Annotated in this window: 22 protein-coding genes; 12 read left to right on the forward strand and 10 right to left on the reverse strand. The window is 66.3% G+C overall.

Features of this window, described 5'->3' with window-relative positions; genetic code table 11:
- The first annotated feature begins 7 nt into the window (after positions 1-7).
- From HNQ66_RS09560 to HNQ66_RS09575, 4 genes are all read left to right on the forward strand, one after another.
- Entirely contained in the window at positions 8-928 is a 921-nt protein-coding gene (locus tag HNQ66_RS09560; RefSeq protein ID WP_184143505.1) for a DUF58 domain-containing protein, read from the forward strand.
- A complete protein-coding gene (locus HNQ66_RS09565; RefSeq protein WP_184143507.1) occupies positions 925-3,723 on the forward strand; it encodes a DUF4159 domain-containing protein in 2,799 nt (932 codons plus the stop codon). The genes HNQ66_RS09560 and HNQ66_RS09565 overlap by 4 nt, the downstream gene beginning before the upstream one ends.
- 1 nt (position 3,724) lies before the next feature.
- On the forward strand, positions 3,725-5,797 hold the full coding sequence (locus HNQ66_RS09570; protein ID WP_184143509.1) for a hypothetical protein: 2,073 nt from the start codon (positions 3,725-3,727) through the stop codon (positions 5,795-5,797).
- Positions 5,798-5,972: 175 nt separating this feature from the next.
- Positions 5,973-6,509 carry a glyoxalase superfamily protein gene (locus tag HNQ66_RS09575; RefSeq protein ID WP_184143511.1) on the forward strand — a complete coding sequence of 179 codons (537 nt, stop codon included), beginning with the start codon at positions 5,973-5,975 and terminating at the stop codon, positions 6,507-6,509.
- A gap of 173 nt (positions 6,510-6,682) precedes the next feature.
- Here the strand turns inward: HNQ66_RS09575 and HNQ66_RS09580 are convergent, their stop codons facing one another.
- The gene (locus tag HNQ66_RS09580; protein WP_246434259.1) at positions 6,683-7,207 is read right to left on the reverse strand and encodes a GNAT family N-acetyltransferase; all 525 of its coding nucleotides are present in this window, start codon (positions 7,205-7,207) and stop codon (positions 6,683-6,685) included.
- Between the two features lie 281 nt (positions 7,208-7,488).
- On the opposite strand from HNQ66_RS09580, the gene HNQ66_RS09585 reads away from it, so the two are divergent.
- Positions 7,489-8,475 carry a glutathione S-transferase family protein gene (locus HNQ66_RS09585; RefSeq protein WP_184143513.1) on the forward strand — a complete coding sequence of 329 codons (987 nt, stop codon included), beginning with the start codon at positions 7,489-7,491 and terminating at the stop codon, positions 8,473-8,475.
- Between the two features lies 1 nt (position 8,476).
- Here the strand turns inward: HNQ66_RS09585 and HNQ66_RS09590 are convergent, their stop codons facing one another.
- A complete protein-coding gene (locus HNQ66_RS09590) occupies positions 8,477-8,974 on the reverse strand; it encodes an NUDIX domain-containing protein (RefSeq protein ID WP_184143515.1) in 498 nt (165 codons plus the stop codon).
- Between the two features lie 110 nt (positions 8,975-9,084).
- On the opposite strand from HNQ66_RS09590, the gene HNQ66_RS09595 reads away from it, so the two are divergent.
- The 4 genes from HNQ66_RS09595 (at position 9,085) to HNQ66_RS09610 (ending at position 12,183) form a co-directional block, all read left to right on the forward strand.
- The gene (locus tag HNQ66_RS09595; protein WP_184143517.1) at positions 9,085-9,987 is read left to right on the forward strand and encodes a metallophosphoesterase family protein; all 903 of its coding nucleotides are present in this window, start codon (positions 9,085-9,087) and stop codon (positions 9,985-9,987) included.
- A 65-nt stretch (positions 9,988-10,052) separates the two neighbouring features.
- Positions 10,053-10,652 (forward strand): tetratricopeptide repeat protein, encoded by a 600-nt coding sequence (locus HNQ66_RS09600; protein ID WP_184143519.1) that lies wholly within the window; start codon positions 10,053-10,055, stop codon positions 10,650-10,652.
- 156 nt (positions 10,653-10,808) lie between these two features.
- Positions 10,809-11,327, forward strand: a complete 519-nt coding sequence (locus HNQ66_RS09605) for an RNA polymerase sigma factor (RefSeq protein ID WP_184143521.1) — start codon at positions 10,809-10,811, stop codon at positions 11,325-11,327.
- Position 11,328: 1 nt separating this feature from the next.
- The gene (locus HNQ66_RS09610) at positions 11,329-12,183 is read left to right on the forward strand and encodes an anti-sigma factor (protein ID WP_184143523.1); all 855 of its coding nucleotides are present in this window, start codon (positions 11,329-11,331) and stop codon (positions 12,181-12,183) included.
- Positions 12,184-12,234: 51 nt separating this feature from the next.
- Here the strand turns inward: HNQ66_RS09610 and HNQ66_RS09615 are convergent, their stop codons facing one another.
- From HNQ66_RS09615 to HNQ66_RS09640, 7 genes are all read right to left on the reverse strand, one after another.
- Positions 12,235-12,708: a VOC family protein gene (locus HNQ66_RS09615; RefSeq protein WP_184143525.1), complete on the reverse strand. Its 474-nt coding sequence runs from the start codon at positions 12,706-12,708 to the stop codon at positions 12,235-12,237.
- 135 nt (positions 12,709-12,843) lie between these two features.
- The gene (gene leuA / locus HNQ66_RS09620; RefSeq protein ID WP_184143527.1) at positions 12,844-14,550 is read right to left on the reverse strand and encodes a 2-isopropylmalate synthase; all 1,707 of its coding nucleotides are present in this window, start codon (positions 14,548-14,550) and stop codon (positions 12,844-12,846) included.
- A gap of 163 nt (positions 14,551-14,713) precedes the next feature.
- The gene (locus HNQ66_RS23710; RefSeq protein WP_281396979.1) at positions 14,714-14,839 is read right to left on the reverse strand and encodes a hypothetical protein; all 126 of its coding nucleotides are present in this window, start codon (positions 14,837-14,839) and stop codon (positions 14,714-14,716) included.
- Between the two features lie 192 nt (positions 14,840-15,031).
- A complete protein-coding gene (locus HNQ66_RS09625; protein WP_184143529.1) occupies positions 15,032-15,610 on the reverse strand; it encodes an ATP-dependent Clp protease proteolytic subunit in 579 nt (192 codons plus the stop codon).
- Positions 15,611-15,749: 139 nt separating this feature from the next.
- The gene (locus HNQ66_RS09630) at positions 15,750-16,670 is read right to left on the reverse strand and encodes a cation diffusion facilitator family transporter (RefSeq protein WP_184143530.1); all 921 of its coding nucleotides are present in this window, start codon (positions 16,668-16,670) and stop codon (positions 15,750-15,752) included.
- Between the two features lie 297 nt (positions 16,671-16,967).
- Positions 16,968-19,157, reverse strand: coding sequence for an anthranilate synthase (locus HNQ66_RS09635; protein ID WP_184143532.1), 2,190 nt, complete (start codon positions 19,155-19,157; stop codon positions 16,968-16,970).
- A 295-nt stretch (positions 19,158-19,452) separates the two neighbouring features.
- Entirely contained in the window at positions 19,453-21,708 is a 2,256-nt protein-coding gene (locus HNQ66_RS09640; protein WP_184143534.1) for a TonB-dependent hemoglobin/transferrin/lactoferrin family receptor, read from the reverse strand.
- Between the two features lie 381 nt (positions 21,709-22,089).
- Between HNQ66_RS09640 and HNQ66_RS09645 the strand changes: the two genes are divergently transcribed.
- From HNQ66_RS09645 to HNQ66_RS09655, 3 genes are all read left to right on the forward strand, one after another.
- Positions 22,090-22,398 (forward strand): hypothetical protein, encoded by a 309-nt coding sequence (locus HNQ66_RS09645; RefSeq protein WP_184143536.1) that lies wholly within the window; start codon positions 22,090-22,092, stop codon positions 22,396-22,398.
- A complete protein-coding gene (locus HNQ66_RS09650; RefSeq protein WP_184143538.1) occupies positions 22,292-23,209 on the forward strand; it encodes an extensin family protein in 918 nt (305 codons plus the stop codon). Before HNQ66_RS09645 ends, HNQ66_RS09650 begins: the two co-directional genes overlap by 107 nt.
- A 101-nt stretch (positions 23,210-23,310) precedes the next feature.
- Positions 23,311-23,817, forward strand: coding sequence for a DUF1993 domain-containing protein (locus HNQ66_RS09655; RefSeq protein WP_184143540.1), 507 nt, complete (start codon positions 23,311-23,313; stop codon positions 23,815-23,817).
- 35 nt (positions 23,818-23,852) lie between these two features.
- On the opposite strand, the gene HNQ66_RS09660 is transcribed toward HNQ66_RS09655, so the two are convergent.
- Positions 23,853-25,532, reverse strand: coding sequence for a formate--tetrahydrofolate ligase (locus HNQ66_RS09660; protein ID WP_184143542.1), 1,680 nt, complete (start codon positions 25,530-25,532; stop codon positions 23,853-23,855).
- Between the last annotated feature and the right edge of the window lie 47 nt (positions 25,533-25,579).

Below are 25,579 nucleotides of genomic sequence, written 5' to 3' on the forward strand. Positions count from 1 at the left end.
AAAAGCCATGGCATCCGTCGGAGAGATCGTCGCGCCCACCCCGACCCGTGAGGTGCTCTCGCGGGCGCAGGCGCGCGCCGCCCTCATCCCCGACTGCATGGTGGAGGCCCGCCGCCTCGCCAACACGGTGATCGCCGGCTGGCACGGCCGGCGCAAGCGCGGCATCGGCGAGAATTTCTGGCAGTTCCGCCCCTATGTCGACGGCGAGAGCCTGTCGCGCATCGACTGGCGGCGCTCGGCCCGCGACGACCACACCTATGTGCGCGACCGCGAATGGGAGGCCGCCCATACCGTCTGGGTCTGGGCCGACCTTTCGCCCTCGATGATGTACAAGTCCACCTTCGCCGGCGTTTCGAAGGAGAGCCGCGCGCTCGTCCTCATGCTGGCGCTCGCCGAGATCCTCGCCCGCTCGGGCGAGCGCATCGGCTGCCCCGGCATCATGGAGCCGATCGCCGCGCGCAACGCCGCCGAACGGCTGGCCGCCGCCCTGATGCACAGCCCCTCCACCGACGGCCTGCCGGATACGGGCATGATCCGCGGCAACAGCGACATCGTTTTGATCGGCGATTTCCTCGATCCCGTCGAGAAGGTGATGGACCGCCTCGGCCCGCTCGCCCGCCGCGGCCTCACCGGCCATGTCATCGAGGTCGCCGATCCGGCCGAAGAGCTCTTTCCCTATGCCGGGCGCACCGAGTTCACCGACCCGGAGACCGGCGAGAAGCTGACGGCCGGCCGCGCCGAGACGCTGAAGGACGACTATGCCCGCGCCTATGCCGCGCGCCGAAAGACCCTTGCCGGGTCGCTGCGCCATCTCGGCTGGAGCTTCATCGCCCACCGCACCGACCGGCTCGCCTCCGAGGCGCTGGTCGCCGTGCATGCCTATCTCGCCGGCATGCCGGCCCTGAAGGCGGAAGGCGCAAGGCCATGAGCGCGTTCGCCTTCGCCTTTCCCGCCGCGCTCGTCGCGCTCGTCCTCCTGCCGGTCATCTGGTGGCTGCTGCGGCTGACGCCGCCGCGCCCGCTCGCGGAGGTCTTCCCGCCCTTCGCCGTCCTCGCCTCCATCCTCAAGCGCGAGGAAACGCCCGCGCAGAGCCCCTGGTGGCTGACGCTGCTGCGCATGCTGATGGCCGCCGCCGTCATCCTCGCCATCGCAAACCCGGTCTTCAACCCGCGCACCAACACGCTTTCCGGCAATGGCCCGCTCGTCCTCGTCCTCGACAACAGCTGGGCGGCGGCGAGCGACTGGCCGCGGCGCGTCGAGACCGCCGGCATGCTGATCGACGACGCGGAAAGCCGCGACCTGCCGATCTCGCTGGTGCTGACCGCCGAGCGCCAGCACGACGCCGTGCCGGTGGACGCGGCGACCGCCCGCACCCGCCTTGCCGCCGCCGAGCCGCGTCCGCTGCCGGCCGACCGGGCCGGCGCCGTCGCTTCGCTTGCCACCGCGCTTGCCGGCACCGCGCCGGGCACGCTCGCCTTCATCACCGACGGCGTGGCCGGCGGCGAGAAGGACGACACGGTCGCGGCCCTGCAAGGGCTTTCCCCCGTAGACTTCCGCCTGATCGCCGGCGACGGCGCGCCCGCGCTCGCCGTCACCGCAGCGGCGAACGGCGCGGACGCGCTCTCCCTCACGCTCACCCGCCTCGACGGCGGCGCGCCGCGAAGCCTGAACCTCACGGCGCACGATATGCGCGGCCGGCCCATCGCCACCGGCACCGCCACCTTCGCCGCAGGCGAGCGGGCGGCGACCGGCACGATCACGGCCCCCTTCGAGCTGCGCAACGACTTCGCCCGCATCACCGTCGACGGTCTTGCCAATGCCGGCGGCACCTATCTCCTCGACGACGGCTTCCGCCGCCGCCGGGTCGCCTTCCTCTCCGGCGACGTGGTGGATGCGAGCCAGCCGCTGCTCTCCCCGCTCCACTACATCAACCGCGCGCTCGCCCCCTATGCCGACCTCATCGAGCCGAGCGTCGCCGACCTGTCCGTCGCCATTCCCGAACTCCTCGACCAGAACCCGTCCGTGCTGATCATGGCCGATATCGGCCGCCTGCCGGAGGAGGCGCAGGACAAGGTGGAGCGCTGGATCGAGGCGGGCGGCATGCTGGTGCGCTTCGCCGGGCCGCGCCTTGCCGCCGCCCCCGCCGACGACCCGCTGGTGCCCGTCCTCCTGCGCAAGGGCGAACGCGCGCTCGGCGGCGCGCTCTCCTGGTCCGAGCCGCAGCCGCTCTCCGCCTATCCGGCAAACAGTCCCTTCTTCGGCATGCGCGCGCCGGAGGATATCCTCGTCAAGCGCCAGGTGCTGGCCGAGCCGACGCCGGACCTTGCCGGGCGCACCTGGGCGAGTCTTGCCGACGGCACGCCGCTGGTGACGACCGGCCCGCTCGGCGCCGGCCGCATCGTGCTCTTCCATGTCAGCGCGGAGACGGGCTGGTCCAACCTGCCGCTCTCCGGCGATTTCGTGGAAATGCTTCGCCGCACCGTGCAGCTTTCGCGCGGCGGCGGCGCCTCGGCCAAGGCCGGCGACGCCCAGGGCCTGCCGCCCTACCGCCTGATGACGGCCAGCGGCACGCTCGCCGCCGCCACGGGCGAGGCCAAGCCCCTTGCCGCCGCCGGCAGCGGCAAGATCGCGACCTACGACAACCCGCCCGGCCTCTACGGCACGGAGGACGGCTACGTCGCCCACAACCTCTTGCCCGCCGGCTACACGATCCGCCCGCTGCCGGTCGCCGAGGCCGCTTCGCTTGCCCGCGAGCCGCTGGCCGGCAAGGAGACATGGTCGGCAAAACCGCACCTCCTCACCCTCGCCGCCCTGCTGCTGCTCGTCGATTGCGCCGTGGTGCTCTTCATGGGCGGGGCCTTCGCCCTTTCCCGCCGCCTGCCGAAGCGCAGCGCCGCCGTCCTGCTGATGGTGCTTGCGGCGGGCGCGCTCCTCGCCGTTCCCGGCCAGAGCCGCGCGGACGACGCAAAACCCGGCGACGAGGACATCCTGTCGCGGCTCGACACGACGCATCTTGCCTATGTCGTCACCGGCGAGACCGATGTGGACCGCATTTCCGAACGCGGCCTTGCGGGCCTCACGGAATTCCTCACCTACCGCACGACGCTGGAGCCCGGCGAGCCGGTCGGCGTCGATATCGCGAGCGACGAGCTCGCCTTCTACCCGATCATCTACTGGCCGGTGAGCGCCACGGCCGCAATGCCTTCCAGCGCCGCGATCAGCCGCATCGACGCCTATATGAGGAGCGGCGGCACCGTGCTCTTCGACACGCGCGACCAGTACGCAACGCTCGACGGCAGCTCCACCAGCCCGAACACCGAGCGCCTGCAGGCGATCCTCGCCAATCTCGACATTCCGCCGCTGGAGCCCGTGCCGGCGGACCATGTGCTGACCAAGGCCTTCTACCTGCTTGCCGATTTCCCCGGCCGCTATGCCGGAAGCCCGCTCTGGGTGGAGGCGCAGCTGGACCGCAAGGAGGACCCTTCCCGGCCGGCGCGCGCGGGCGACGGCGTCTCGCCCATCATGATCACCGGCAACGACTTTGCCGGCGCCTGGGCGATCGACGCCAGCGGCGCGCCGCTGCTGCCGACCGTGCCGGCGGACGAGACGCAGCGCGAGCACGCCTTCCGCGCCGGCGTCAACATCATGATGTACATGCTCACCGGCAACTACAAGGCGGACCAGGTGCACGTTCCCGCCCTCCTCGAACGGCTGGGGCAGTAGAATGACGCTCCAGTTCGCCCCCTTCCTGCCCTGGATCGCCATCGCCGCCATCGGCCTTGCGGCCCTCGTGCTGGCCGGCATCGGCCTGTGGCGGGGCCTGCGCGGCGCCGTCATCCGCACCCTCGCGCTTGGCCTCCTCGTGCTGGCGCTCGCCAATCCCGTCGTCATGCAGGAGGACCGCGAGGCGCTTTCCACGGTCGTGCCGGTCATCGTCGACCGCAGCCAGAGCCAGGAGAGCGGGGAGCGCACGGCCGAGACGGATGCCGCGCTGGAAGGCCTGAAGGAGCGCTTCTCCCACTATCCGCGCATCGAGCCGCGCATCGTGGAAGCCGGCGACGACGGCACCTCCGACACGCCGTCGACGCGCCTCTTCGACGCCCTCAATTCCGCCATCGCCGACGTGCCGCGCTCGCGCGTCGGCGGGGCGATCTTCATCACCGACGGCCAGGTGCACGACATTCCCGCGCCCTCCGCCTTCTCCAGCTTCGACGCGCCCGTCCATGCGCTCATCACCGGCCGGCCGGACGAGTTCGACCGGCGCATCGAGGTCGTCAGCGCGCCGCGCTTCGGCATCGTCGGCGAACCGCAGGAGCTGAAATTCCGCGTGGTCGACGACGGCGCCGGCCCCGGCGAGACGGCCCGCGTGACGGTGCGCCTCAACGGCAACGAGATCGCGACGGAGACCGTCGAGCCCGGCACCGACATGCCGCTCGACTTCACCGTGCCGCGCGGCGGCAACAACATCCTTGAATTCGAGGTCGCGCCGCTCGAGGGCGAGATCACCACGGCGAACAACCGCGCCGTCCACGTCATCGAGGGCATCCGCGAGAACCTGCGCGTGCTGCTCGTCTCCGGCGAGCCGCATGCCGGCGAGCGGGCCTGGCGCAACCTCCTGAAGTCGGACACGGCCATCGACCTCGTCCACTTCACCATCCTGCGTCCGCCGGAAAAGCAGGACGGCACGCCGATCAACGAGCTCTCGCTCATCGCCTTCCCGACGCGCGAGCTCTTCGTCGACAAGATCAACGAATTCGACCTCATCATCTTCGACCGCTACCAGCACCGCGGCGTGCTGCCGATCCTCTACTACGACAACATCGCGCAGTACGTGGAAAACGGCGGCGCGCTGCTGATCGCCGCAGGGCCGGAGCATGCGGGCGCCGACTCCATCGCCGGAACGCCGCTCTCGGCCGTGCTGCCGGCAAGCCCGACCGGCACGATGAACGTCGCGCCCTTCTATCCGCGCCTGTCCGAGCAGGGCCGCAAGCATCCCGTCACCCGCGGCCTCGAAGGGGCAGGCGACGAGCCGCCGCACTGGGGCCGCTGGTTCCGCACCGTCGACGTCGACCCGCCGCAGGGCAATGTCGTGATGGAGGCCAACGACGGCAAGCCGCTGCTGGTGCTCAACCGCGCCGGCAAGGGGCGCGTCGCCATGCTGCTCTCCGACCAGGGCTGGCTCTGGGCGCGCGGCTTCGAGGGCGGCGGCCCGCATGTCTCGCTCTACCGGCGCACGGCCCACTGGCTGATGCAGGAGCCGGCGCTGGAGGAGGAGGCGCTGACGGCCCGCGCCTTCGGCCGCACGCTCCGGATCGACCGCCAGACGATCGGCGATGCGCCGGGCGAAGCCACGCTCAAGCTGCCCTCCGGCAAGACGCAGTCCGTCGCGCTCAAGGAGGCCGAACCCGGCCTCTACCGCGCCGAGGTGCCGACGAGCGAAACCGGCCTCTACGAGGTCACCAACGGCGACCTCAGCGCCCTTGTCCATGTCGGGGCGGTGGATGCGCCGGAATTCAAGGCGACGATCTCGACGACCGAGACCCTGAAGCCGCTCGCCGAGGCGACGCGCGGCACGGTGCGCCGGCTCATCGGCGAGAACGGCAAGGCGCTCACCCTGCCGCCGCTGCTGCCCGTCTCGGGCGCGGTGCGCACCGCCGACGAGAACCGCCTGTCGCTGCGCATGACGGACGAGACGGTGCTGAAGGGCATCGATTCTCTACCGCTCTTCGCCGGCTTCGGCGGCATCGGCCTCCTGCTCCTCGCCTTCTCTGCCATGTGGTACCGCGAAGGGCGTTGACCGCGATTTCCCGTTTCGGCTAGTCTTGCCGCACGGCCGGAGGCGGCCGGCAGACCCGCGCCTTTCCAGGCATGGCGAACGCCTCCCCCAAAACCTTATCCCCCCGTTCATCGTGGGCGAAGGCGTCGGCAATGCGGGCACTGACGAAGGCTTCGCCGCAACGGAAGGAACGGACATGCGCGATTTTCGCGATGCCAAGCTTATGGCCAAGGCCATGCGGGAGGCGCTCGCCGCCCGCAATCTCGACATCCCCCACAGCGAAGCCCTGGAGATCGTCGCCCGCCAGTTCGGCATGGAGACCTGGAACGTCCTGTCCTCGAAAATAGAAACGAAACCGCCGGAAACCGGTATCGCCTTCGAGCAGGCGGTGCCCATCGTGCGCATCTTCGACGTGGCAAAGGCGCAGGAATTCTACCTCGGCTTCCTCGGCTTTTCCGTCGATTGGGAGCACCGCTACGGCGAGAATTTCCCGCTCTACACGCAGGTCTCCCGCGCGGGCCTGCGCCTGCACCTTTCCGAGCACGCGGGCGACGCCACGCCCGGCGGCAACATGGTCGTCTACATGAAGGGCATCCGCGCCTTCCAGAAGGAACTGATCGGCAAGGACTACCGCTACATGAAGCCGGGGCTGGAGGACGAAGGCTCACGACTGGAGGTGACGGTGACCGACCCGTTCCAGAACCGGATACGGTTCATGGAATTGAAGGAGTGAAGGTCTTTCAAGCTGCCCCTCATCCGGCTGCCGCCACCTTCTCCCCGCAAGCGGGGCGAAGGGGACGCCGAACCGTTTTCCTCAAGCAACGACCGTTCGTGGGGCACGTCCCCTCTCCCCGCTTGCGGGGAGAGGGTTAGGGTGAGGGGCAAAGCCACATCTCAAAAAGGGAACTATTGCCCGTCCGCCGCATCGTCCCGCCAGGCGATCACGCCCTTCAGCCGCTCATGCGTATCTTCCGCAAAGGGCATGACGAGCACCCGCGCCGGATCGACAGGTCCCGGAAAGGCGAGCGCGTTCCAGGCGACCTTCTCGAAGCCGAGCGGGCCGTAATAGGGCGGGTCGCCGACCAGCACGACGGCCTCCGAGCCCTTGCGTTTCGCGGCGGCGCAGGCGATGCGCAGGAGCTCGCGGCCGATGCCCCGGTTCTTGTGCGAGGGCCGGACAGCGAGCGGGCCGAGGAGATGGGCCTTCACGCCGCCCGCCATCACCGGCGTCATGCGCACGGAGGCAATGGTCTCGCCGTCGTCCGTGCAGACGAAGGAAAGCGACAGGTCGTGCGGGCCCTGCTCGCGGATGCGGGCGGCGGCGCGCACATGCCGGCCGGGGCCGAAGGCTTCCTCGTTGATGAGTTCGATGGCGGCGTCGTGGGAGGTATCTTCCGTCAGGTAGACGATATCGTGCTTGAGCATGTTCATGGATCGGGGAACCGGATACGAAGCTGTGGATGCGGGTTATCGCGCCGCCGCCGAAGGGGGCGCAGCCTGAAGCATCAGCGTCGTCGTGGGGTTCCCGTGTAGAACATGAAGTCGTCTTCCCTGGCGGCGCAAGTGCCGGTCCTGACCAGCGCGGATAGCAGAATTTTTCCTTCTGTCAAAGAGCAAAACGCACCGTTCACCAAAAAGCGCCTATCCAGCCCGCCCCCGTGCGCTATCTATGGACGCAAGTTCAGGCCGCGCTGACGGCAAAGGAGAAGACCATGGGCATGCTCGTTGACGGCGTCTGGCACGACGTCTGGTACGATACGAAGGCGACGAAGGGCCATTTCCAGCGATCGGCCTCGCAGTTCCGCAATTGGATCACCCCGGACGGCGCGCCGGGCCCGAGCGGCGAAGGCGGCTTTGCCGCCGAGGCCGGCCGCTACCACCTCTATGTCTCGCTCGCCTGCCCCTGGGCGCACCGCACGCTGATCTTGCGCAAGCTGAAGAAGCTGGAGGACCTCATCACCGTCTCCGTCGTCGACCCGCTGATGCTGTCGAAGGGCTGGGAATTCAAGGGCGAGAACGGCGGCACGCTCGATCCGCTGTTCGGCGCCTCCACGCTCTACGAAGTCTACCTCAGGGCCGATCCGCACTATTCGGGCCGCGTCACCGTGCCGGTCCTGTGGGACAAGAAGGAGAACCGGCTGGTCAACAACGAATCGGCCGAGATCATCCGCATGTTCAACTCGGCCTTCGACGGCATCACCGGCTCGCACGAGGATTTCTACCCGGAAGACCTGCGCGCCGAGATCGACGCCCTGAACGGGACGATCTACGACGCGGTCAACAACGGCGTCTACAAGGCGGGCTTCGCGACGACCCAGGAAGCCTACGAGGAGAACGTGACGAAGCTCTTCGCCATGCTGGACAGCCTGGAGGAACGGCTGTCGCGCCGGCGTTACCTCACCGGCGAGCGCATCACCGAGGCCGACTGGCGGCTCTTCACGACGCTGGTGCGCTTCGATCCGGTCTATGTCGGCCATTTCAAGTGCAACATCCGCCGCATCGCCGATTATCCGAACCTCTACGGCTACCTGCGCGACCTCTACCAGGTGCCGGGCGTCGCCGAGACGGTGAACATGCGCCACATCAAGGAGCACTATTACCGCAGCCACGCCACGATCAACCCGACGGGCGTGGTGCCGGTCGGCCCGGAGATCGACCTTGCCTCCCCGCACGGCCGGGAACGGCTGAAAGCGGCCTGACCTACCAGAAATCCGTGAACGGCACCCGCCCGGCAAGCTCGTCGAGCCGCCGGCGGGTGGCGACGGTCGCGTCGGCCGGTAGCGCATCGAGCGCGAAGAAGCCGGCCTCGACGATCTCGCGGTCCTTCAGGCGCGGCGCCGTCTGCGTGACGCCGTCGCAGCGATAGAAGAGCACATGGTCGCGCCTGCTGATCCGGCTGTTGAAATAGGCATGCACGAGGCGCGGCGGCGCGCCGAGGACGAGGTTCCCCTCCTCCCGCATCTCCTTGGCGAGCGCTTCCAGCGCCGTCTCGCCGCGCTCGATGCCGCCGCCCGGCAGATACCAGCCGGGCACGTAGCTGTGGCGCACGAGGAAGACGCGGCCGGCCTCGTCGAAGCAGGCCGCGCGCACGCCCATCGTCATGCCCCGCGACAGCGCGAAATAGACGTGCAGCACGCGCGTCACGAGCCGCGCGAGCGGGCTGCGGGTCGGGAGTTCCGAAGGCGGGTCCTGCTCCATGCCGGCACTTCGCCGGAACCTTCCCGCCAAATCAAGCCCGCGCGCGGCCAAAGCCCGGGAATATCCACGCCTCGCGTTTCCCTGAAGCCCCTTATGCTCTAAGGAGGGGTATGTTCAGACTTGCCCATATCTCGGACGTCCATCTCGGGCCGCTGCCTGCCCTCACCTTCCTGGAGCTGTTTTCCAAGCGCATCACCGGCTTCGTCAACTGGCACCGAAACCGCCGCCGGCACCTCTTCACCAACACGCTCGACGTGGTGCTGGACGATATCGGGCGGCAGGCGCCCGATCATCTCGCCATCACCGGCGACCTCGTGAACCTCGCCTCCTCGCTGGAGATCGCCGCCGTCAGGCGCTGGCTGCCCGAGGCAGGCCCGCCGGAGGACGTCTCGCTCGTTCCGGGCAACCACGACGCCTATGTGCGCGGCGCCTACGAGAAGGCGACCCGCGCCTGGTATCCCTATATGCGCGGCGATGCGGCGCCGGAGGAATGGCAGGAGGGCATGCACGTCTTCCCGTACCTGCGCGTGCGCGGGCCGGTCGCCATCGTCGGCTGTTCGACGGCCGTCGCCACCCCGCCCTTCTCCGCCTCCGGCTATTTCGGCAGCCGGCAGGCGCGCGAGACGGTCAACATGCTGCGCGCGGCCGGCGAAGCCGGGCTCTTCCGCGTCGTCCTCATCCACCATCCGCCGATCCGCGGCGCGACCGCCTTCCACAAGCGCATGATCGGCATCCGCCGCTTCGCCGCGACGATCTCGACGGGCGGCGCCGAGCTCGTGCTGCACGGCCATACCCATCTCGACACGGTGCACTGGCTGGCGGGGCAGACGAAGCCCGTGCCGGTGGTCGGCATCGCCTCGGCCTCGCAGGGACCGGGCGGCCACAAGCCGCCGGCCGGCTACAACCTCTTTTCGATCTCCGGCGGCCCGGGAAGCTGGAGCGTCACGCGCGAGCGCTACGCCCTGACGGCCGACGGGCTCGGCCTGTCGCTCGCCGAGACGACGCATTTCTAGCCGGACCGGGGAATAAAACGCCCGCTCCAATCGTCATACTTTCCGGCCCGACCAGGAGGAAACCCATGACCATGCTTCGCCACACCATGCTGCTTTCATTCTGCACCGCCATGTCGCTGACGGCGCTGCCGGCCGCGCGCGCCGCCGATTCCGACACGACCACCCCGCCGGTCGCGACGGAAACCACGACGACCTGCACCGACGGCAAGATCTGGAGCGACGAGAAGAAGGAATGCGTCGCGCCGGAAGACCTGAAGCCGGCCGAGGGCACGAAGCCCGAAGAGGAAAAGAAGACCGAGCGGCTGATCGACGACAAGCTCTATGCGGCCGCCCGCGAATTCGCCTATGCCGGCCAGTACGAGAACGCCCTGAAGGCGCTGCGCGCCGCCTACGACCAGGAGGACCCGCGCATCCTCAACTACATGGGCTACAACACCCGCAAGCTCGGCAACATGGCGCTGGGCATGACCTACTACAAGCGCGCGCTCCAGAAGGACGAGAACTACATCCTCGCCCGCTCCTATATGGGCCAGGCTCTGATCGAGCAGGGCGACATCGAGGGCGCCCGCGTCCAGCTCGTCGAGATCCGCGACCGCGGCGGCGAAGGCACCTGGGCCTATCGCGCGCTTCTCCAGTCGCTGGGCGGCGAACGCACCACCTATTGAGCGCATCAGCGCCGATATCGAAAGGGAGCGCGGGAAACTGCGCTCCCCGATGCCGTTCACGCTTGCAGTTCACGGGAAGAATGTTTCATATCAGACGGTCGCTGCCCGGCCGGGGGCGAATAGAGTTTTGATCCCGAACGTTTCCTTGGAAAAGCAATGCGTCCGACGGCAGAAGCGAATGAGTTCCGGCGAGAATTGGTCAATCTGCTGCCGAAGTTGCGCCGTTTCGCCATGACGCTGACGCGCAACGGCAGCGACGCGGACGATCTCGTGCAGGAGGCATGCGAGCGCGCCATCACGCGGAGCCATCTGTGGAACGGGGAAGGCCGGCTGGAAAGCTGGGTTTATGCCATGACGCGCAATCTCTGGGTGGACGAGATCCGCAAGCGAAAGGTCCGCACAGGGTCCGGAACCGTAGATGTCGCCGAGCAGGATAACCTGCACATCGAGGCATCGGCCGACAAGGCGGTCTATGCCAAACAGTTGCACAAGTTGATCATGACCATGCCGGAAGGCCTTTCCAGCGTCTTTCTCCTGGTGAACGTGGAAGGCCACAGCTACCGCGAGGCCGCCGATATCCTCGGCATACCGATCGGCACCGTGATGAGCCGGCTTTCGGCCGCGCGCATCCGGCTTGCGACCATGATCTCCGAACAGACAGAAAGGAGGGCCTGACGTGGAAAGCACACAGGGTCTCCCGCTCGAAGTACGGTTGTCGGCCTATCTCGACGGCCAATTGCCCGAAGCGGAAGTGGAAGAAATCAACGCCATCCTCGCCGGCGACGACGAGGCGCGCGTGGTCTACGAGAAGCTCAAGCTCGGCAGCGAGTTCGGCGCGCGCGCCTTCGACAGGATGCTGCAGGACCCGATCCCGCTCGATCTCGTGCGCAACATCAAGGAAGCCGGCCGGAACGAGGACGACCCGTCGAAGCTCGGCTTCGCCGCCGTTCCCGCAGCAGAGATTCCCGCAAACCGCCGCAGCGCCTTCTGGCCGCAGGCGCTTTCCGCCTCGCTGGTGATCTTCCTTGCGGGCGGGGCCGCCGGCTATCTCATCTCCGAGCAGAAGCAGACCTCCTTCCAGGCCGCCTCCAACCAGTTCGCCCCGGCGCGCACCTGGCTCGACGACGTGGCGGAATACCATCGCATCTATTCGCGCCAGGCGCGCCATCTGGTGGAAGTGCCGGCGAGCGAGAGCGGGCATATCGTGGACTGGCTCTCGGCCAGCACCGGCGTGCCGTTCGCCCTGCCCGATCTGTCCGCCCAGAAGCTGACCTTCGAGGGCGCGCGCCTGCTGGTGGCCGGCGGCAAGCCGACCGCGCAGCTCCTCTACCGCGATGCGGAAAACGAGATCTTCGCCATCTGTTTCCTGCAAAGCGAACCGGTGGAAGGCACGACGCCGCTTGCCGAAAGCATGCGCAACGACATCGGCCTCGTCACCTGGCAGAAGGGCAAGGCCTCCTACGTGGTCGTCGGCCCCTCGGCCGATCCGGACCTCGAGCGCATCGCCGAGGTGGTATCGGCGAACATCTAGCGCCGTGGACGTCCGGCCGGGCCGGACGCCGCTCCGTCTTTTCGGCAAAGCTTATCCTCGGCGCGCCGCCTCGATCGCCGCGACGTCGATCTTCTTCATCGTCATCATGGCATCGAAGGCGCGCTTCGCTTCCGCGCCGCCGACCTTGAGCGCCTCCAGCAGCACGCGCGGCGTGATCTGCCAGGAGACGCCCCAGCGGTCCTTGCACCAGCCGCATTCGCTCTCCTGCCCGCCGTTTCCGACGATCGCGTTCCAGTAGCGGTCGGTTTCCGCCTGGTCTTCCGTCGATATCTGGAAGGAGAAGGCCTCCGTCTGCCGGAAGGTCGTGCCGCCGTTGAGGCCGACGCACGGAATGCCCGCGACGGTGAATTCGACGACGAGGACGTTCCCCTCCTTGCCGGACGGATAATCCCCCGGCGCGCGGATGACGGCGTCGACGGAACTGTCGGGGAAGGTCTCGGCATAGAAGCGGGCGGCCGCCTCGGCATCCTTGTCGTACCAAACGCAGATGGTGTTCTTGGCCATTGTCTCGTCCTTTCGAGCGTGGGTTTCGTGATCCTGTAGGTAGAAGACGAACCCGGCTTCTCCAGTCCGACATGCGCCAAAAGAAAAACCCGGCAGCCGAGCTGCCGGGTTTTTATCGTTTCGATTTCCGGCCGGTCAGCGGCGCGTCGCCAGCACCCGGTTGGCGGCCGAGACGATGGCTTCGAGCGAGGCCGTCACGATATTGGTGTTGATGCCGACGCCGAACAGCTTGCCGCCCGGATATTCCACCTCGACATAGGCGATGGCCGCCGCGTTCGAGCCCTGCTGCAGCGAGTGCTCGGAATAATCGGCCACCGACATCGGAATGCCGAGATAGATCGACAGCGCGTTGATGAAGCCGTCGATAGGCCCGGTGCCCTTGCCCTCGATGCGCTTGTTCTCGCCGCCGTCGGTGATGTCCGCCGCGACGATCCTGAGGCCCTTCTGCCCGGTCTCGGGATAGGTGTGGTGGTCGACGAAGCGCAGGCGCGTGCCCGGCTGCGTCACGTAGCGCTCCATGAAGCTCTCGTAGATGCGCTTGGAGGGCAGCTCGACGCCCTCCTCGTCGGTGATGCGCTGGATCTCCTCGCGGAACTCCACCTGCAGGTTGCGCGGCAGGTTGATGCCGTAGTCCTCCTGCAGGATATAGGCGATGCCGCCCTTGCCGGACTGCGAGTTGATGCGGATGATCGCCTCGTAGGAACGGCCGACGTCCTGCGGGTCGATCGGCAGGTAGGGCACTTCCCAGAGCGGCTTGTTGGCCTTCTTGATGGCCTTCATGCCCTTGTTGATGGCGTCCTGGTGCGAGCCGGAGAAGGCGGTGTAGACCAGCTCGCCGACATAGGGATGGCGCTCCGGAATGGCCATCTCGTTGGAATATTCGTAGACCGCCTTGATGCGCTCGATGTCCGAGCAGTCGAGCTTCGGATCGATGCCCTGCGTGTACATGTTGAGCGCCAGCGTGACGACGTCGACATTGCCGGTGCGCTCGCCGTTGCCGAAGAGCGTGCCTTCGACGCGGTCCGCACCGGCCATCAGCGCCAGTTCCGTCGCGGCGATGCCCGTGCCGCGGTCGTTGTGCGGGTGCAGCGAGACGATGACGTTCTCGCGGTTGTCGATGTTGCGGCACATCCACTCGATCTGGTCGGCATAGATGTTCGGCGTCGCCATCTCGACGGTGGACGGCAGGTTGAGGATCAGCTTGTTGTCGGCTGTCGGCTTCACGATCTCGACGACCGCGTTGCAGATCTCCAGCGCCACTTCCAGCTCCGTGCCGGTAAAGCTCTCCGGCGAATATTCGAAGCGGTAGCCGCCGCCGGCCTTCGCGGCCATGTCGGTGATCATCTTGGCCGCATCCGTCGCGATCTGCTTGATGCCGGCGACGTCCTTGCCGAACACGACGCGGCGCTGCAATTCGGAGGTGGAATTGTAGAAGTGGATGATCGGGTTACGCGCGCCCTCCAGCGCCTCGAAGGTGCGGGTGATCAGCTCCGGCCGGCACTGGACCAGCACCTGCAGGGAGACGTCGTCGGGCACGTTGCCCTCTTCCACGCACCAGCGGGCGAAGTCGAAATCGGTCTGCGAGGCGGAGGGGAAACCGATCTCGATTTCCTTGAAGCCCATGTCCAGCAGGAGCTGGAACATGCGGGCCTTGCGGTCGTGGCCCATCGGGTTGATCAGCGACTGGTTGCCGTCGCGCAGGTCCACCGAACACCAGATCGGCGCCTCGGTGATCGTCTTGCCGGGCCAGGTGCGGTCCGCAATGTTGATCGTCGGATAGGGCTGGTACTTGGTGGCCGCGTCGGGCATGCCCTGCTTGGGGGTGTGGGTCTTCAGAATCATCGCGTCTTCTCTTCGTCGTCCCGGCATTCGCGAAAGCGTCTTAGCGCAACAATGCGCATTTTGCGACGGCGAATGCTGGCCGTGGGCGGCCGAAACCGGAATTAATGCATGGGGTGAAACGAGGAGCTATTGCCGGGCGGGCTTTTCGGCCGCCGGGCGCTCCTCAGCGAACCCGGCAACCGCGCGTAAGGCCGAGAAGAAGAAGCGAGGAGAAGCCGCGCGAGCGCTCGGCGACAGCAATGCCGCCACGGGAAATGCGTTCGATGATGTGTGCGCTGGTCTTCAACATGATGGGGCGCTTATAGCGGTTGGGATGGGAGAGCGCAAGTCGGCGCGAAATTTTGGCGGAACTGCCCCTCATCCCCCTGCCGGGACCTTCTCCCCGCAAGCGGGGAGAAGGGGCAGAACGGCGCGCCCAGCGCTCCTCGCCCCGCTTGCGGGGAGAGGATGCCGGCAGGCAGGTGAGGGGCAAATCGCGCCCTCAGATATCCGCCTGCGAGGTCACGATGCGTGAGACGAGGCCGTAGCCCTTGGCCTCTTCGGCGGAGAGCCAGTAGTCGCGGTCCGTGTCCTTGGCGATCTTGTCGATCGGCTGGCCGGTGGCGTCGGCGAAGATCTTGTTGAGACGCTCGTTCATCTTGATGATCTCGCGCGCCTGGATCTCGATGTCCGACGCCATGCCGCGGGTGCCGCCCGACGGTTGGTGCAGCAGGAAGCGGGTGTTGGGCAGGCACAGGCGCTGCTCCTTGGGCGCGGCGACATAGATCAGCGCGCCGGCCGAGGCGACCCAGCCCGTGCCGATCATCCAGACCTTCGGCTTGATGAACTTGATCATGTCGTGGATCGAATCGCCCGATTCGACATGCCCGCCCGGCGAATTGACGTAGATGCGGATGTCGTCGTCGCTGGCGGCGGCGAGCGCCACGAGCTGCGAGCACACCTTCTGCGCCAGTTCCTGGTTGATCGGCCCGTAGATGAAGATCGAACGCGACTTGAAAAGGTTCGCCTCCGTTTCCTTGCCCAGGGGCAGTTCCGTCTTCTTGTCGTCCTCGTCGCTCATCCAAAGTCTCCGGATTGCTCGTCAATGGTCCTGTCGCTGTCAGATAATGCGACTCACCTGCCAAGACAATGCAACAAAACCGATTGCCGGCGATAGGCCCTCCCCGCGCCACCGGAAAACACGGTAAACGCGCCGGTCTTCAGGACGCGGCCTCGGCGGGCGGGGCGACGCGCACGCGCTCGCCATGGGCCTTTTCCGTCTCCGGCTCGACGTGGATGGCGATCTGCGCGCCCGGCTGCACGGCGCGGATGGCGTCCTCCAGCCGGTCGCAGATGTCATGCGCCTCGCCCACGGGCATGGCCGCCGGCACGACGAGGTGGAAGTCCACGAAGGTCGCCGCCCCCGCCCGGCGGGTCTTGAGGTCGTGCACGCCGAGCGAGCCCGCGCCGTTCGCCGCGATGGCCGCCTTGATCGCATCGGCCTCCCCCGCCTCCACCGCATGGTCCATCAGCCCGTCGACCGAATGGGCGATGACCTTCCAGCCCTGGTAGAGGATGTTGAGCGCGACGAGGATCGCCAGCAGCGGGTCGAGCACCGGATAGCCCGTGGCAATCGCCAGCACCAGGCCGATCAGAACGCCGATGGAGGTGACGACGTCCGAGAGGATATGCTGCCCGTCCGCCGAGAGCGCCGGCGAGCGATGACGGCGCCCGGCGCGGATGAGCAGGAACGCCCAGCCGGCATTGATCACGCCGGCGGCGAAGTTGATGGCAAGGCCGAGCGCGGGGGCCTCGATGGCGGTCGGCGCCAGCACCGCCGGCAGGGCCTCCATGACGATCAGCAGCGCCGCCACGACGATGAGCACGCCTTCCAGAACAGCCGAGAGATATTCCGCCTTGTGATGGCCGAAGGGATGCGTCTTGTCGGCGGGCTTTGCCGCATAGGTGATCGCCGCGAAGGCGACGATGGCCGCCACGACGTTGACGCTCGATTCCAGCCCGTCCGACAAAAGCGCCACCGAGCCCGTCACCCACCAGGCCACGAGCTTCAGCCCCATCACGAAGAGCGCGAGCGGAATGCTCCAGAGCGCGAGCCGCCCGACCGTGTTCGAATCTTCCATGCCGTTCTCCATGCGCATGCAAACGAGTTGCAAAAAGCCTGGCCCATCAACGCAAAACCGCGCGCACGGGGACGTGCACGCGGTTCTTTCTCATGGGTCCGCTATGGACCAGCGGGGCGGGTTTGTCAAAGGCTTCCGGCGCGAAAGCAGGCGATGGAATGGCCCCTCATCCCCCTGCCGGGACCTTCTCCCCGCAAGCGGGGCGAAGGAGGAAAGCGGTGAGCCCGTCGCTCCTCGCCCCGTTTACGGGGAGAGGATGCCGGCAGGCAGGTGAGGGGCAAAGACCTTGCCGAAAAACTAGGCCGCCTTCACCTTCGCCTTCTTCGACAGATGCGCCACGACGTTCTCGATCATGCGCATGCCGGCGTCATGGCCGAGGGTCATGATGGATTCGGGGTGGAACTGCACGGCGGCGACCGGCTCGCTGGCATGCTCGATGCCCATGATCGTACCGTCCTCGCTCTCCGCCGTGATGACGAAGTCGCGCGGCAGGGTCGCGGGATCGGCGAAGATCGAGTGGTAGCGGCCGACCGTCACCTCGCGGCCAAGGCCGGAGAAGACGATGCCCGGCTCCAGCACGCGGATGCGCGAGGGCTTGCCGTGCATGGGGACGGCAAGCTGGCGCAGCTCCCCGCCATAGGCCTCGGCAAGCGCCTGAAGGCCGAGGCAGACGCCGAAGATCGGCAGGCCCCGCGCCCGCGCCTTCCTGATCGTCGCCTTGCAGTCGAAATCCTTCGGTGTGCCGGGGCCGGGCGAGAGCACGACGAGGTCCGGCTTGACCCGGTCGAACACCTCTTCCGGCACGGGCGTGCGCACGGTCGTGACGCTCGCGCCCGTCTGGCGGAAATAATTGGCGAGCGTGTGGACGAAGCTGTCCTCATGGTCGACGAGGAGGATGTTCACCCCTGCCCCGACGGCTGCGACGTCGCGCTGCACCTTGGCGGAATTGCCGGACCTTGCGTCCCGGATGGCTGCGATCATGGCGGAGGCCTTCAGTTCGGTTTCGGCTTCTTCTTCTTCCGGGTTGGAATCGTAGAGCAGCGTCGCGCCGGCGCGCACTTCGGCGATGCCGTCCTTGATGCGGATGGTGCGCAGCGTGAGGCCCGTGTTCATGTCGCCGTTGAAGCCGACCATGCCGATCGCCCCACCATACCATGCGCGCGGGCTCTTCTCATGCGCCTCGATGAAGCGCATCGCCCAGAGTTTCGGCGCGCCCGTGACGGTGACGGCCCAGGCGTGGGAAAGGAAGCCGTCGAAGGCGTCCATGTCGTCGCGAAGGCGGCCCTCGATATGGTCGACCGTATGGATGAGGCGCGAATACATCTCGATCTGCCGGCGGCCGATGACCTTCACCGAGCCCGGCTCGCACACGCGGCTCTTGTCGTTGCGGTCGACGTCCGAGCACATGGTCAGCTCGGATTCGTCCTTCTTGGAATTCAGCAGCTTCAGGATCTGCTCGCTATCGGCGATGGGATCGTCGCCGCGCTTGATCGTGCCCGAGATCGGGCAGGTCTCGATGCGCCGGCCCGACACGCGCACGAACATTTCCGGCGAGGCGCCGACGAGATATTCCTGGTTGCCGAGATTGATGAAGAAGGAATAAGGCGACGGGTTGATCGCCTTGAGGCGGCGGGAGATTTCCGACGGCCTGCTCTCGCAGCGTTCGAAGAATTTCTGCCCCGGCACCACCTCGAAGAGGTCGCCGCGCCTGAAACTCTCCTTCGCCTTGACGACGAGCTCGGCATATTCGCCGGGGCGGTGGTCGCCATGCGGGGGAATGACGTCGACGGTCTGGAACGGCTCGGGTGCGATCGTCTCCGCCTTGCCCTCGGTCGAAAACCCGCCCTTGGCGAAATCGTAGCGGTCGATCCAGGCTTTCGCGGCATAGTGGTCGACGACGAGGATCTCGTCCGGCAGGAAGAGCACCATGTCGCGCTGGTCGTCCGGCCGCTTCAGCTTCAGGTCGATGGCGTCGAACTGGAAGGCGAGATCGTAGCCGAAGGCGCCGTAAAGGCCGAGGCTGGCATCCTGGTCGGAATGGAAGAGGTCGGTCACGGCGCGCAGCACCGTGAAGACCGTCGGCATCTTGGAGCGCTCCTCCTCGGTGAAGACCCGGTCGGGCAGCTTCACGTCGAGGTCGAGGCGGGTTGCCGTGCGCGCGCCCAGCGCCAGTTCCGGCACGGCGGCAAGGCGGTCGGCGATGAGGGAAAGCAGCGCCTCGCCCCGCCCGTTATAGGCCTCGATCCACACGGCGCGGCCGAAGGAGGAGATGGCAAGCGGCGGGTCGACCACGGCCGTGTCCCAGCGCGTATAGCGGCCCGGATACTCGTAGTTCGACGAGAAGACCGCGCCGCGCCGCTCGTCGAGCTTGTCGATATAGGCGGAAATCGCATGGGCATAGTCGGCCGCCCGCCGCCGCCGCGTGACGGTCACCCCGCCCTTCGTCTCATAGGCTTCCGCGCCGTCTTCCAGAATTCTCGTGGCCATTCCCCAACTCCGTTTCGGGCCCGGTTCCGGCAAGGCGGCCGAAAACAAGAAAGCCGCCTCGAAGGTCTCGGGCGGCTTGTCGTCTCAATCACGCATGACTGGTCAAGGCCGCCTCAGCGAGCCCACCACCAACCAGCGATGTTGTTCATGTTCGTCATGGCGGAAGTGTTAGCGGTAGATGAGGGCAAGCGCAACGGGGAATCTCGCTGTCCGCGTAAATCCGCGACCGCCGCCTCCGGCCCAAATGAAAACGGCGGCGCCACAGGCACCGCCGGCAGCTTCAGCCGCGATCCGCTCAGAACGTCTTGGTGATGGACACGCGGAACGATCTGCCGGGCTCCGAATAGAAGCCGAGCGGCTGGTTGGTGTTGCTGTTGGAGGGCGTCGCGGTGCTCACGTCGCGCAACGCCACGCCGTCCCAATATTCCTTGTCGAAGAGGTTGTAGATGCCGGCCTGGATGCGCAGCCCCTTGGTCTGCGGCGGCTCCCACCAGGCGGTGAGGTTGGCGATGCCATAGCCCGGTGCGTTGAACTTGGTGGCGTCCTTGCTCTCCTTCATGGCCGTGGCGAAGATGCCCGTCAGGTCCACGCCCCAGCTTTCCTGGCCGTAGCCGATGCCTGCAATGGCCTTGAACGGCACGGCGGTACGCAGCATCTCGTCCGTATCCGTGTCCCGCACATTGGTATAGGTGAACGACCCGTTGAGGTGCAGGCCATTGTCAAGTTCGTGATAGGCGCTGAATTCGATGCCCGAGACGCGCACATGGGCGCGATTGAAGTACTGCGTGTAGTTCGTGTAAGGCGCGACCGGCCCGATATCATCGCTATCGATGAAATTGCGGTATTTGTTGTAGAAGCCGACCATTCGCATCTTGGTATCGCCGGCGTCGTAGTTTCCGCCGAGCTCGAAGCCCATGCCGGTCTCCGGCTCGAGGTCCGGATTGCCGACGACGGCATACTGAGACGGACCGCCCTGACCGGTATAGAGCAGGTAGAGTTCATCGACGGTCGGTGCGCGATAAGCCATCGACCACTGGCCGAAGAGTTCAATATCCTCATTCACGTCGTAGCCGACCAGAAGCTTGGGCGAAAGACGTGCACCATCGCGCGAGTCCGGCAGGCCGGAATATCCCGGATTGCCAGTAAAGCCCGCTGTTTCCTTCGGGTTGTAGCTGAACCAGTCGAAGCCGAGGCCCGGCGTGACGGACCATGCGGAATCGCCGTAGCGAATCTTGTCATCAAGTGTCAGGCCGAGGCGGCTGCCGTTGACGTCGGGCATTTCCGACTGGTCGGCATGCAACGAGGCGCAGGTCGCCCCCACATAGGTGCCGGCGATGCAGCCGTCGCGCCCTTCCGTAAAGGATTGCGCCCAGAAATAGGAGAAATTGCCGTGAATGTTCAGATCGTGCGTGAAGCTGCCCGTATCGAAGTGCTTTCCGAGCGTGCTGACGATACCGACGGACTGCTCTTCCAACTGGTTGGAGCGATACCAGTCGCCCTTCGGATTGGGAATGCGATAGCCTTCGTTGCCCGCCTCCCGCTTGACGTTCTGCCAGTAGATCGACGAGCGAACGGTGTCGAAGAAACCGCCGGGCTCATCCTGCTGATAGTCGAGGGACACGCGGTCACGCGCGCTGTCTTCGAAGCCGAAGAAGTTCTGATAACCGCGGCTCGACGTCGTTCCGCCCTGGAGGGTCAGCAGCTCGGTGTCGGTGTCGCGGTTATAATGTTCGGCCGTCAGACCGATCTTGCGACCGCCTTCCAGCTCACGGCGCAGCTTGAAGAGCAGGTTGTACTCGGTGATGTCCGCCGGGTTTGCCTCGTCGCGCGCAAAGCCGATGCCGCCGACCGAGCCCGCATTGTCGGCTTCATGAGCGCGAAGGTAGGAGCCCTGGAACAATACGCTGGTCGCATCGAAACGCTTTGCGACGGCGACATTGCCGCCCACGCCCTTATTGGCGCTGTCGTAGGTGCCCTTGACGAGGCCGCCCCAATTGCGCCCCTCGCCGATCAGGTCTTCGGGTTCGAGCGTGCGCAGGACAATGGCCCCGCCCAATGCGCCCGATCCCGCACGGCTCGAATCCGCACCCTTGACGATATCCAGCGTGGAGACGGAGTTGAACGAGAAGACGTTCGTGCCGCCATTGGCATTGGTGGTGGTAGACGGGCCGCCGGAGCGGGCGGAATTGGTGAGGAAGGGCAGCGGTATGTCGTCTACCAGCGTCGTCACGCGGTTGCCTTCCATGCCGCGGACGACGAAGCCCTTGTCGGATGAAGAGAACTGGACGCCCGGATCGATGCGCGAGAGGTCCGCGGGAGAATTGATCTCCTTCTCGCGCAGCGTTTCCGCGGTGGTCTGCGTGGCGAGCGGCGTGTCGGCGACACTGCCAGCCGGTCGTGCAACCCGTTTGCCCTTGATGACGATCGGCTGGAGCGCTGTGCTTTGATCGTCTGCCTTTGTTGCCTCCTGCGCGAAAGCGCCAGCGGAAAGCGAAAACACGGCGAGCGCCGTGCATGCCAGAAGTGCGGAGCGGGAACGCCGAGCCTGCATGTCTATCCTCTATCGGGTCTGCTCGCGCGGCATCGTTCCGACGCATCGTGATACGCCGGCTGCGAGCCATGCGGAAATATGGCAAAAAGGTGGTAGGGCTGTGGCCCGCTCTTTCGCTATGAAACTTGAATAATTTTGTCAACATAAAAAATATGAGTTTAACAATCAACTATAAGAACAAGGCGCCGACTACCACATAAATGAGCCTGTTCAGATGCTTTGCGTTTGTTACGCCAAAGCCGCCTCGCCATCCGCATTCTTGCACGCGGCCTCGACGCAGCGAAACAATCCGCCGATATCGCTAGTTTTCGCCATGGCCCGAACCATAAGCATATGCTAATGGCGAATGATCCAGACCATCGACAGCAAGGCAAAGCACCCATGATCTCCATCATGGTGGAAGAGTTCCGCGAGATGCAGTCGCAGCTCGTCAGGGAACTCGAACACTACGAAACACCCCGCTTCAAGGCGCTCGACGACAGGCTCTCGCATCTCTTCGAGGCCATCTATCGCCACAAGCCGCAAAATGCGGCCGAGGCCCATGCGGTCCTCGGTTTCCTTCTCGACCTCATCGAGAACAACGATGCCAGCGACAACCATCGCTTCATCGAGCGCATCCGCGAGATCGCCGGCACGTGCGCCGCCCACCCGGCACCGGCGCTGGAAATCACCTGCGGCGCCGGCATCTAGGCGTTCGCGGCAACCAAATCCGTTTCCGGGCGTTTCCTTCCGACTGTCTCAGCCGGGAGGAAGCCCCATCCTTGCCCTTCGCCACCTCACCCTTGTCGCCGCGCTCCTTGCGCTTTGCGGAGCGGCCGACCTGCCGAAGGAAGGCCCTCTTCCCGAGCGCCGGCCGGAGGACAAGCCCGCCGCCGAAGCGCCGGCGGAGGAAACCAGGCCCGTAAAGGACGACGAGGAGAAGGCGCGCGAGCGGCCAAAGGAGGACGAGCGCGCGACCGCTGCCTGCCGCACGGCGTTGCAGGACATCGGCGCGATCTTCACCGATGCCCCGACGGTCAACGACGGCAAGGCCTGCGGCATGGAAAAGCCGGTCCTCCTGAAGGGCCTGCCCGGCGGCGTAAAGGTCGAGCCGGAGGCGACGGTGCGCTGCGAAACGGCGCTCCAGCTCTCGCGCTGGCTGGAAGGATCGGTCAAGCCGTCGCTCGCCGCAGCGTTCCCCGGCGAGGCGATCACGGGGATTTCGCAGGCCTCCGCCTATGTCTGCCGCAACAGGAACGGCGCGGCGGAAGGGAAGATCTCCGAGCACGCCTTCGGCAATGCCATCGATATCGCCGGCTTCACGCTGAAGAGCGGCAAGACGTTCACCATCCGCCCGGCCGACAAGGATTCCTCTCTCGAAGGCGCCTTCCAGCGCGCCATCACCGAGGCGGGCTGCCTCTATTTCACCACCGTGCTCGATCCCGGCAGCGACGCCGCCCACCAGAACCACCTGCATCTCGACGTGAAGGCGCGCCGCGGCGGCTACCGCTATTGCTGGTAGGCGGGAATATTTTCGCCCGCGCCATAAAAAGCGGGTGGACCGGCACCTATCTGTAGCGCGGCCCGTCGCGGCTCCCGCCCTTTCACCTGTCGAGGTTCCCCATGTCGATTTCGCCCTATTCCGCCTCCATCCCGGCCTTCCAGCACGGCTTTGCCGTTCTTGCAAAACTGCTCGACAAGGCCGAGGCCTATGCGGAGGAGAAGAACTTCAAGCCGCAGGTCCTCGTCGATGCGCGCCTTGCCCCGGACATGCTGTCGCTCGCCGGCCAGGTCCAGCGCCTGAGCGACACGGCGAAGGGCGCGGCCGCGCGCCTCACCGCCACGGAAGCCCCGGCCTTTGCGGACGACGAGGTGACGCTTGCGGACCTGCGCGCCCGCATCGAGAAGACCGCCGCCTATCTCGCCTCCGTGCCGGAGGCTGCCTTCGAGGGCGCGGAGGAGCGCACCGTCGTGCTCAAGACGCGGCACCGGGAGGTGAGCTTCACGGGCCAGGACTATCTCCTGACCCACGCCCTGCCGAATTTCTATTTCCACCTGACGACCGCCTACGCGATCCTGCGCCACAACGGCGTTCCCGTCGGCAAGCTGGATTTCCTCGGCCGTAGCTGAACGACGAAAAGGGGCGCGAAAGCGCCCCTCTCCTCTCAGGAAAGCCCCTCGATCTGGCCGTCCTCGTTGAGGAATATCCGCTCCGAGGACGGCACCTTCGGCAGGCCCGGCATGGTCATGATCTCGCCGGTGATGACGACGACGAAGCCGGCGCCGGCCGAAAGCCGCACCTCGCGCACCGGCACCGTATGGCCGGAGGGCGCGCCGCGCAGGTTCGGGTCGGTCGAGAAGGAATACTGCGTCTTGGCCATGCAGACCGGCAGCCGGCCGTAGCCCTGCTCCTCCCAGACGCGCAACTGGTCGCGCACCGTCTTGTCGGCGATCACCTCGCCGGCGTGGTAGATGTCCTTGGCGATCGTCTCGATCTTCTGGAACAGCGGCATGTCGTCCGGGTAAAGCGGCGAGAACTGCGAGAGGCCGGAATCGGCAAGCTCCACCACCTTGCGGGCGAGCGCCTCGATGCCGGCCGAGCCCTCCGCCCAGTGCCGGCAGAGGATCGCCTCGGCCCCGAGCGTCGCCACATAGTCCTTCACCGCCCGGATCTCCGCCTCGGTGTCGGAGGTAAAGTGGTTGATGGCGACGACCACCGGCACGCCGAATTTCTTGACGTTCTGCACATGACGGCCGAGATTGGCGCAGCCTTTCCTCACCGCCTCGATATCCTCGCGGTTAAGGTCGTCCTTCTTCACCCCGCCGTTCATCTTCATGGCCCGCACGGTCGCCACGATCACCGCCGCATCCGGCTTCAGCCCGGCCTTGCGGCACTTGATGTCGAAGAACTTTTCCGCGCCGAGATCGGCGCCGAAGCCGGCCTCCGTCACCACGTAGTCGGCAAGCTTCAGCGCGGTCGTCGTCGCGATCACCGAATTGCAGCCGTGGGCGATGTTGGCGAAGGGCCCGCCATGCACGAAGGCGGGGTTGTTCTCCAGCGTCTGCACGAGGTTCGGCTGCATGGCGTCCTTCAAAAGCACGGTCATCGCCCCGTCCGCCTTGATGTCGCGGGCGAAGACCGGCGACTTGTCGCGGCGGTAGCCGACGATGATGTTGCCGAGGCGCCGTTCGAGGTCCTTGAGATCGCGCGCGAGACAGAGGATCGCCATGACCTCCGAGGCGACGGTGATGTCGAAGCCCGTCTCGCGCGGATAGCCGTTGGCTACCCCGCCGAGCGAACAGACGATCTGGCGCAGCGCCCGGTCGTTCATGTCCATCACGCGCCGCCAGGCGATGCGGCGGATATCGATGTTCTGCTCGTTGCCCCAGTAGATGTGGTTGTCGAGAAGGGCGGAGAGCAGGTTGTGCGCCGCGGTGATGGCGTGGAAATCGCCGGTGAAATGGAGGTTCATGTCCTCCATGGGCACGACCTGCGCATAGCCGCCGCCGGCAGCGCCCCCCTTGACGCCGAAGCAGGGGCCGAGCGAGGCCTCGCGGATGCAGACGATCGCCTTCTTGCCGATGCGGTTGAGCCCGTCGCCGAGCCCCACGGTGGTCGTCGTCTTGCCCTCGCCCGCCGGCGTCGGGTTGATGGCCGTCACGAGGATCAGCTTGCCGTTCCTTCGGTCCTTCTGCGCGGCGATGAACTCGGCGCTGACCTTTGCCTTGTCGTGCCCGTAGGGCAGAAGGTGTTCCGGCGGAATGCCGAGCTTTTCGCCGATCTCCAGGATCGGCTTCTTGCGGGCGGCGCGGGCGATTTCGATGTCGGATTTCACGTCGGCCATGCGGTGCTCCCCCTTTTGAGCGGGCGACCGCGGCCGGGTTTCTCCTC

This window comes from Shinella fusca, assembly GCF_014203155.1.
Classification (GTDB): domain Bacteria; phylum Pseudomonadota; class Alphaproteobacteria; order Rhizobiales; family Rhizobiaceae; genus Shinella; species Shinella fusca.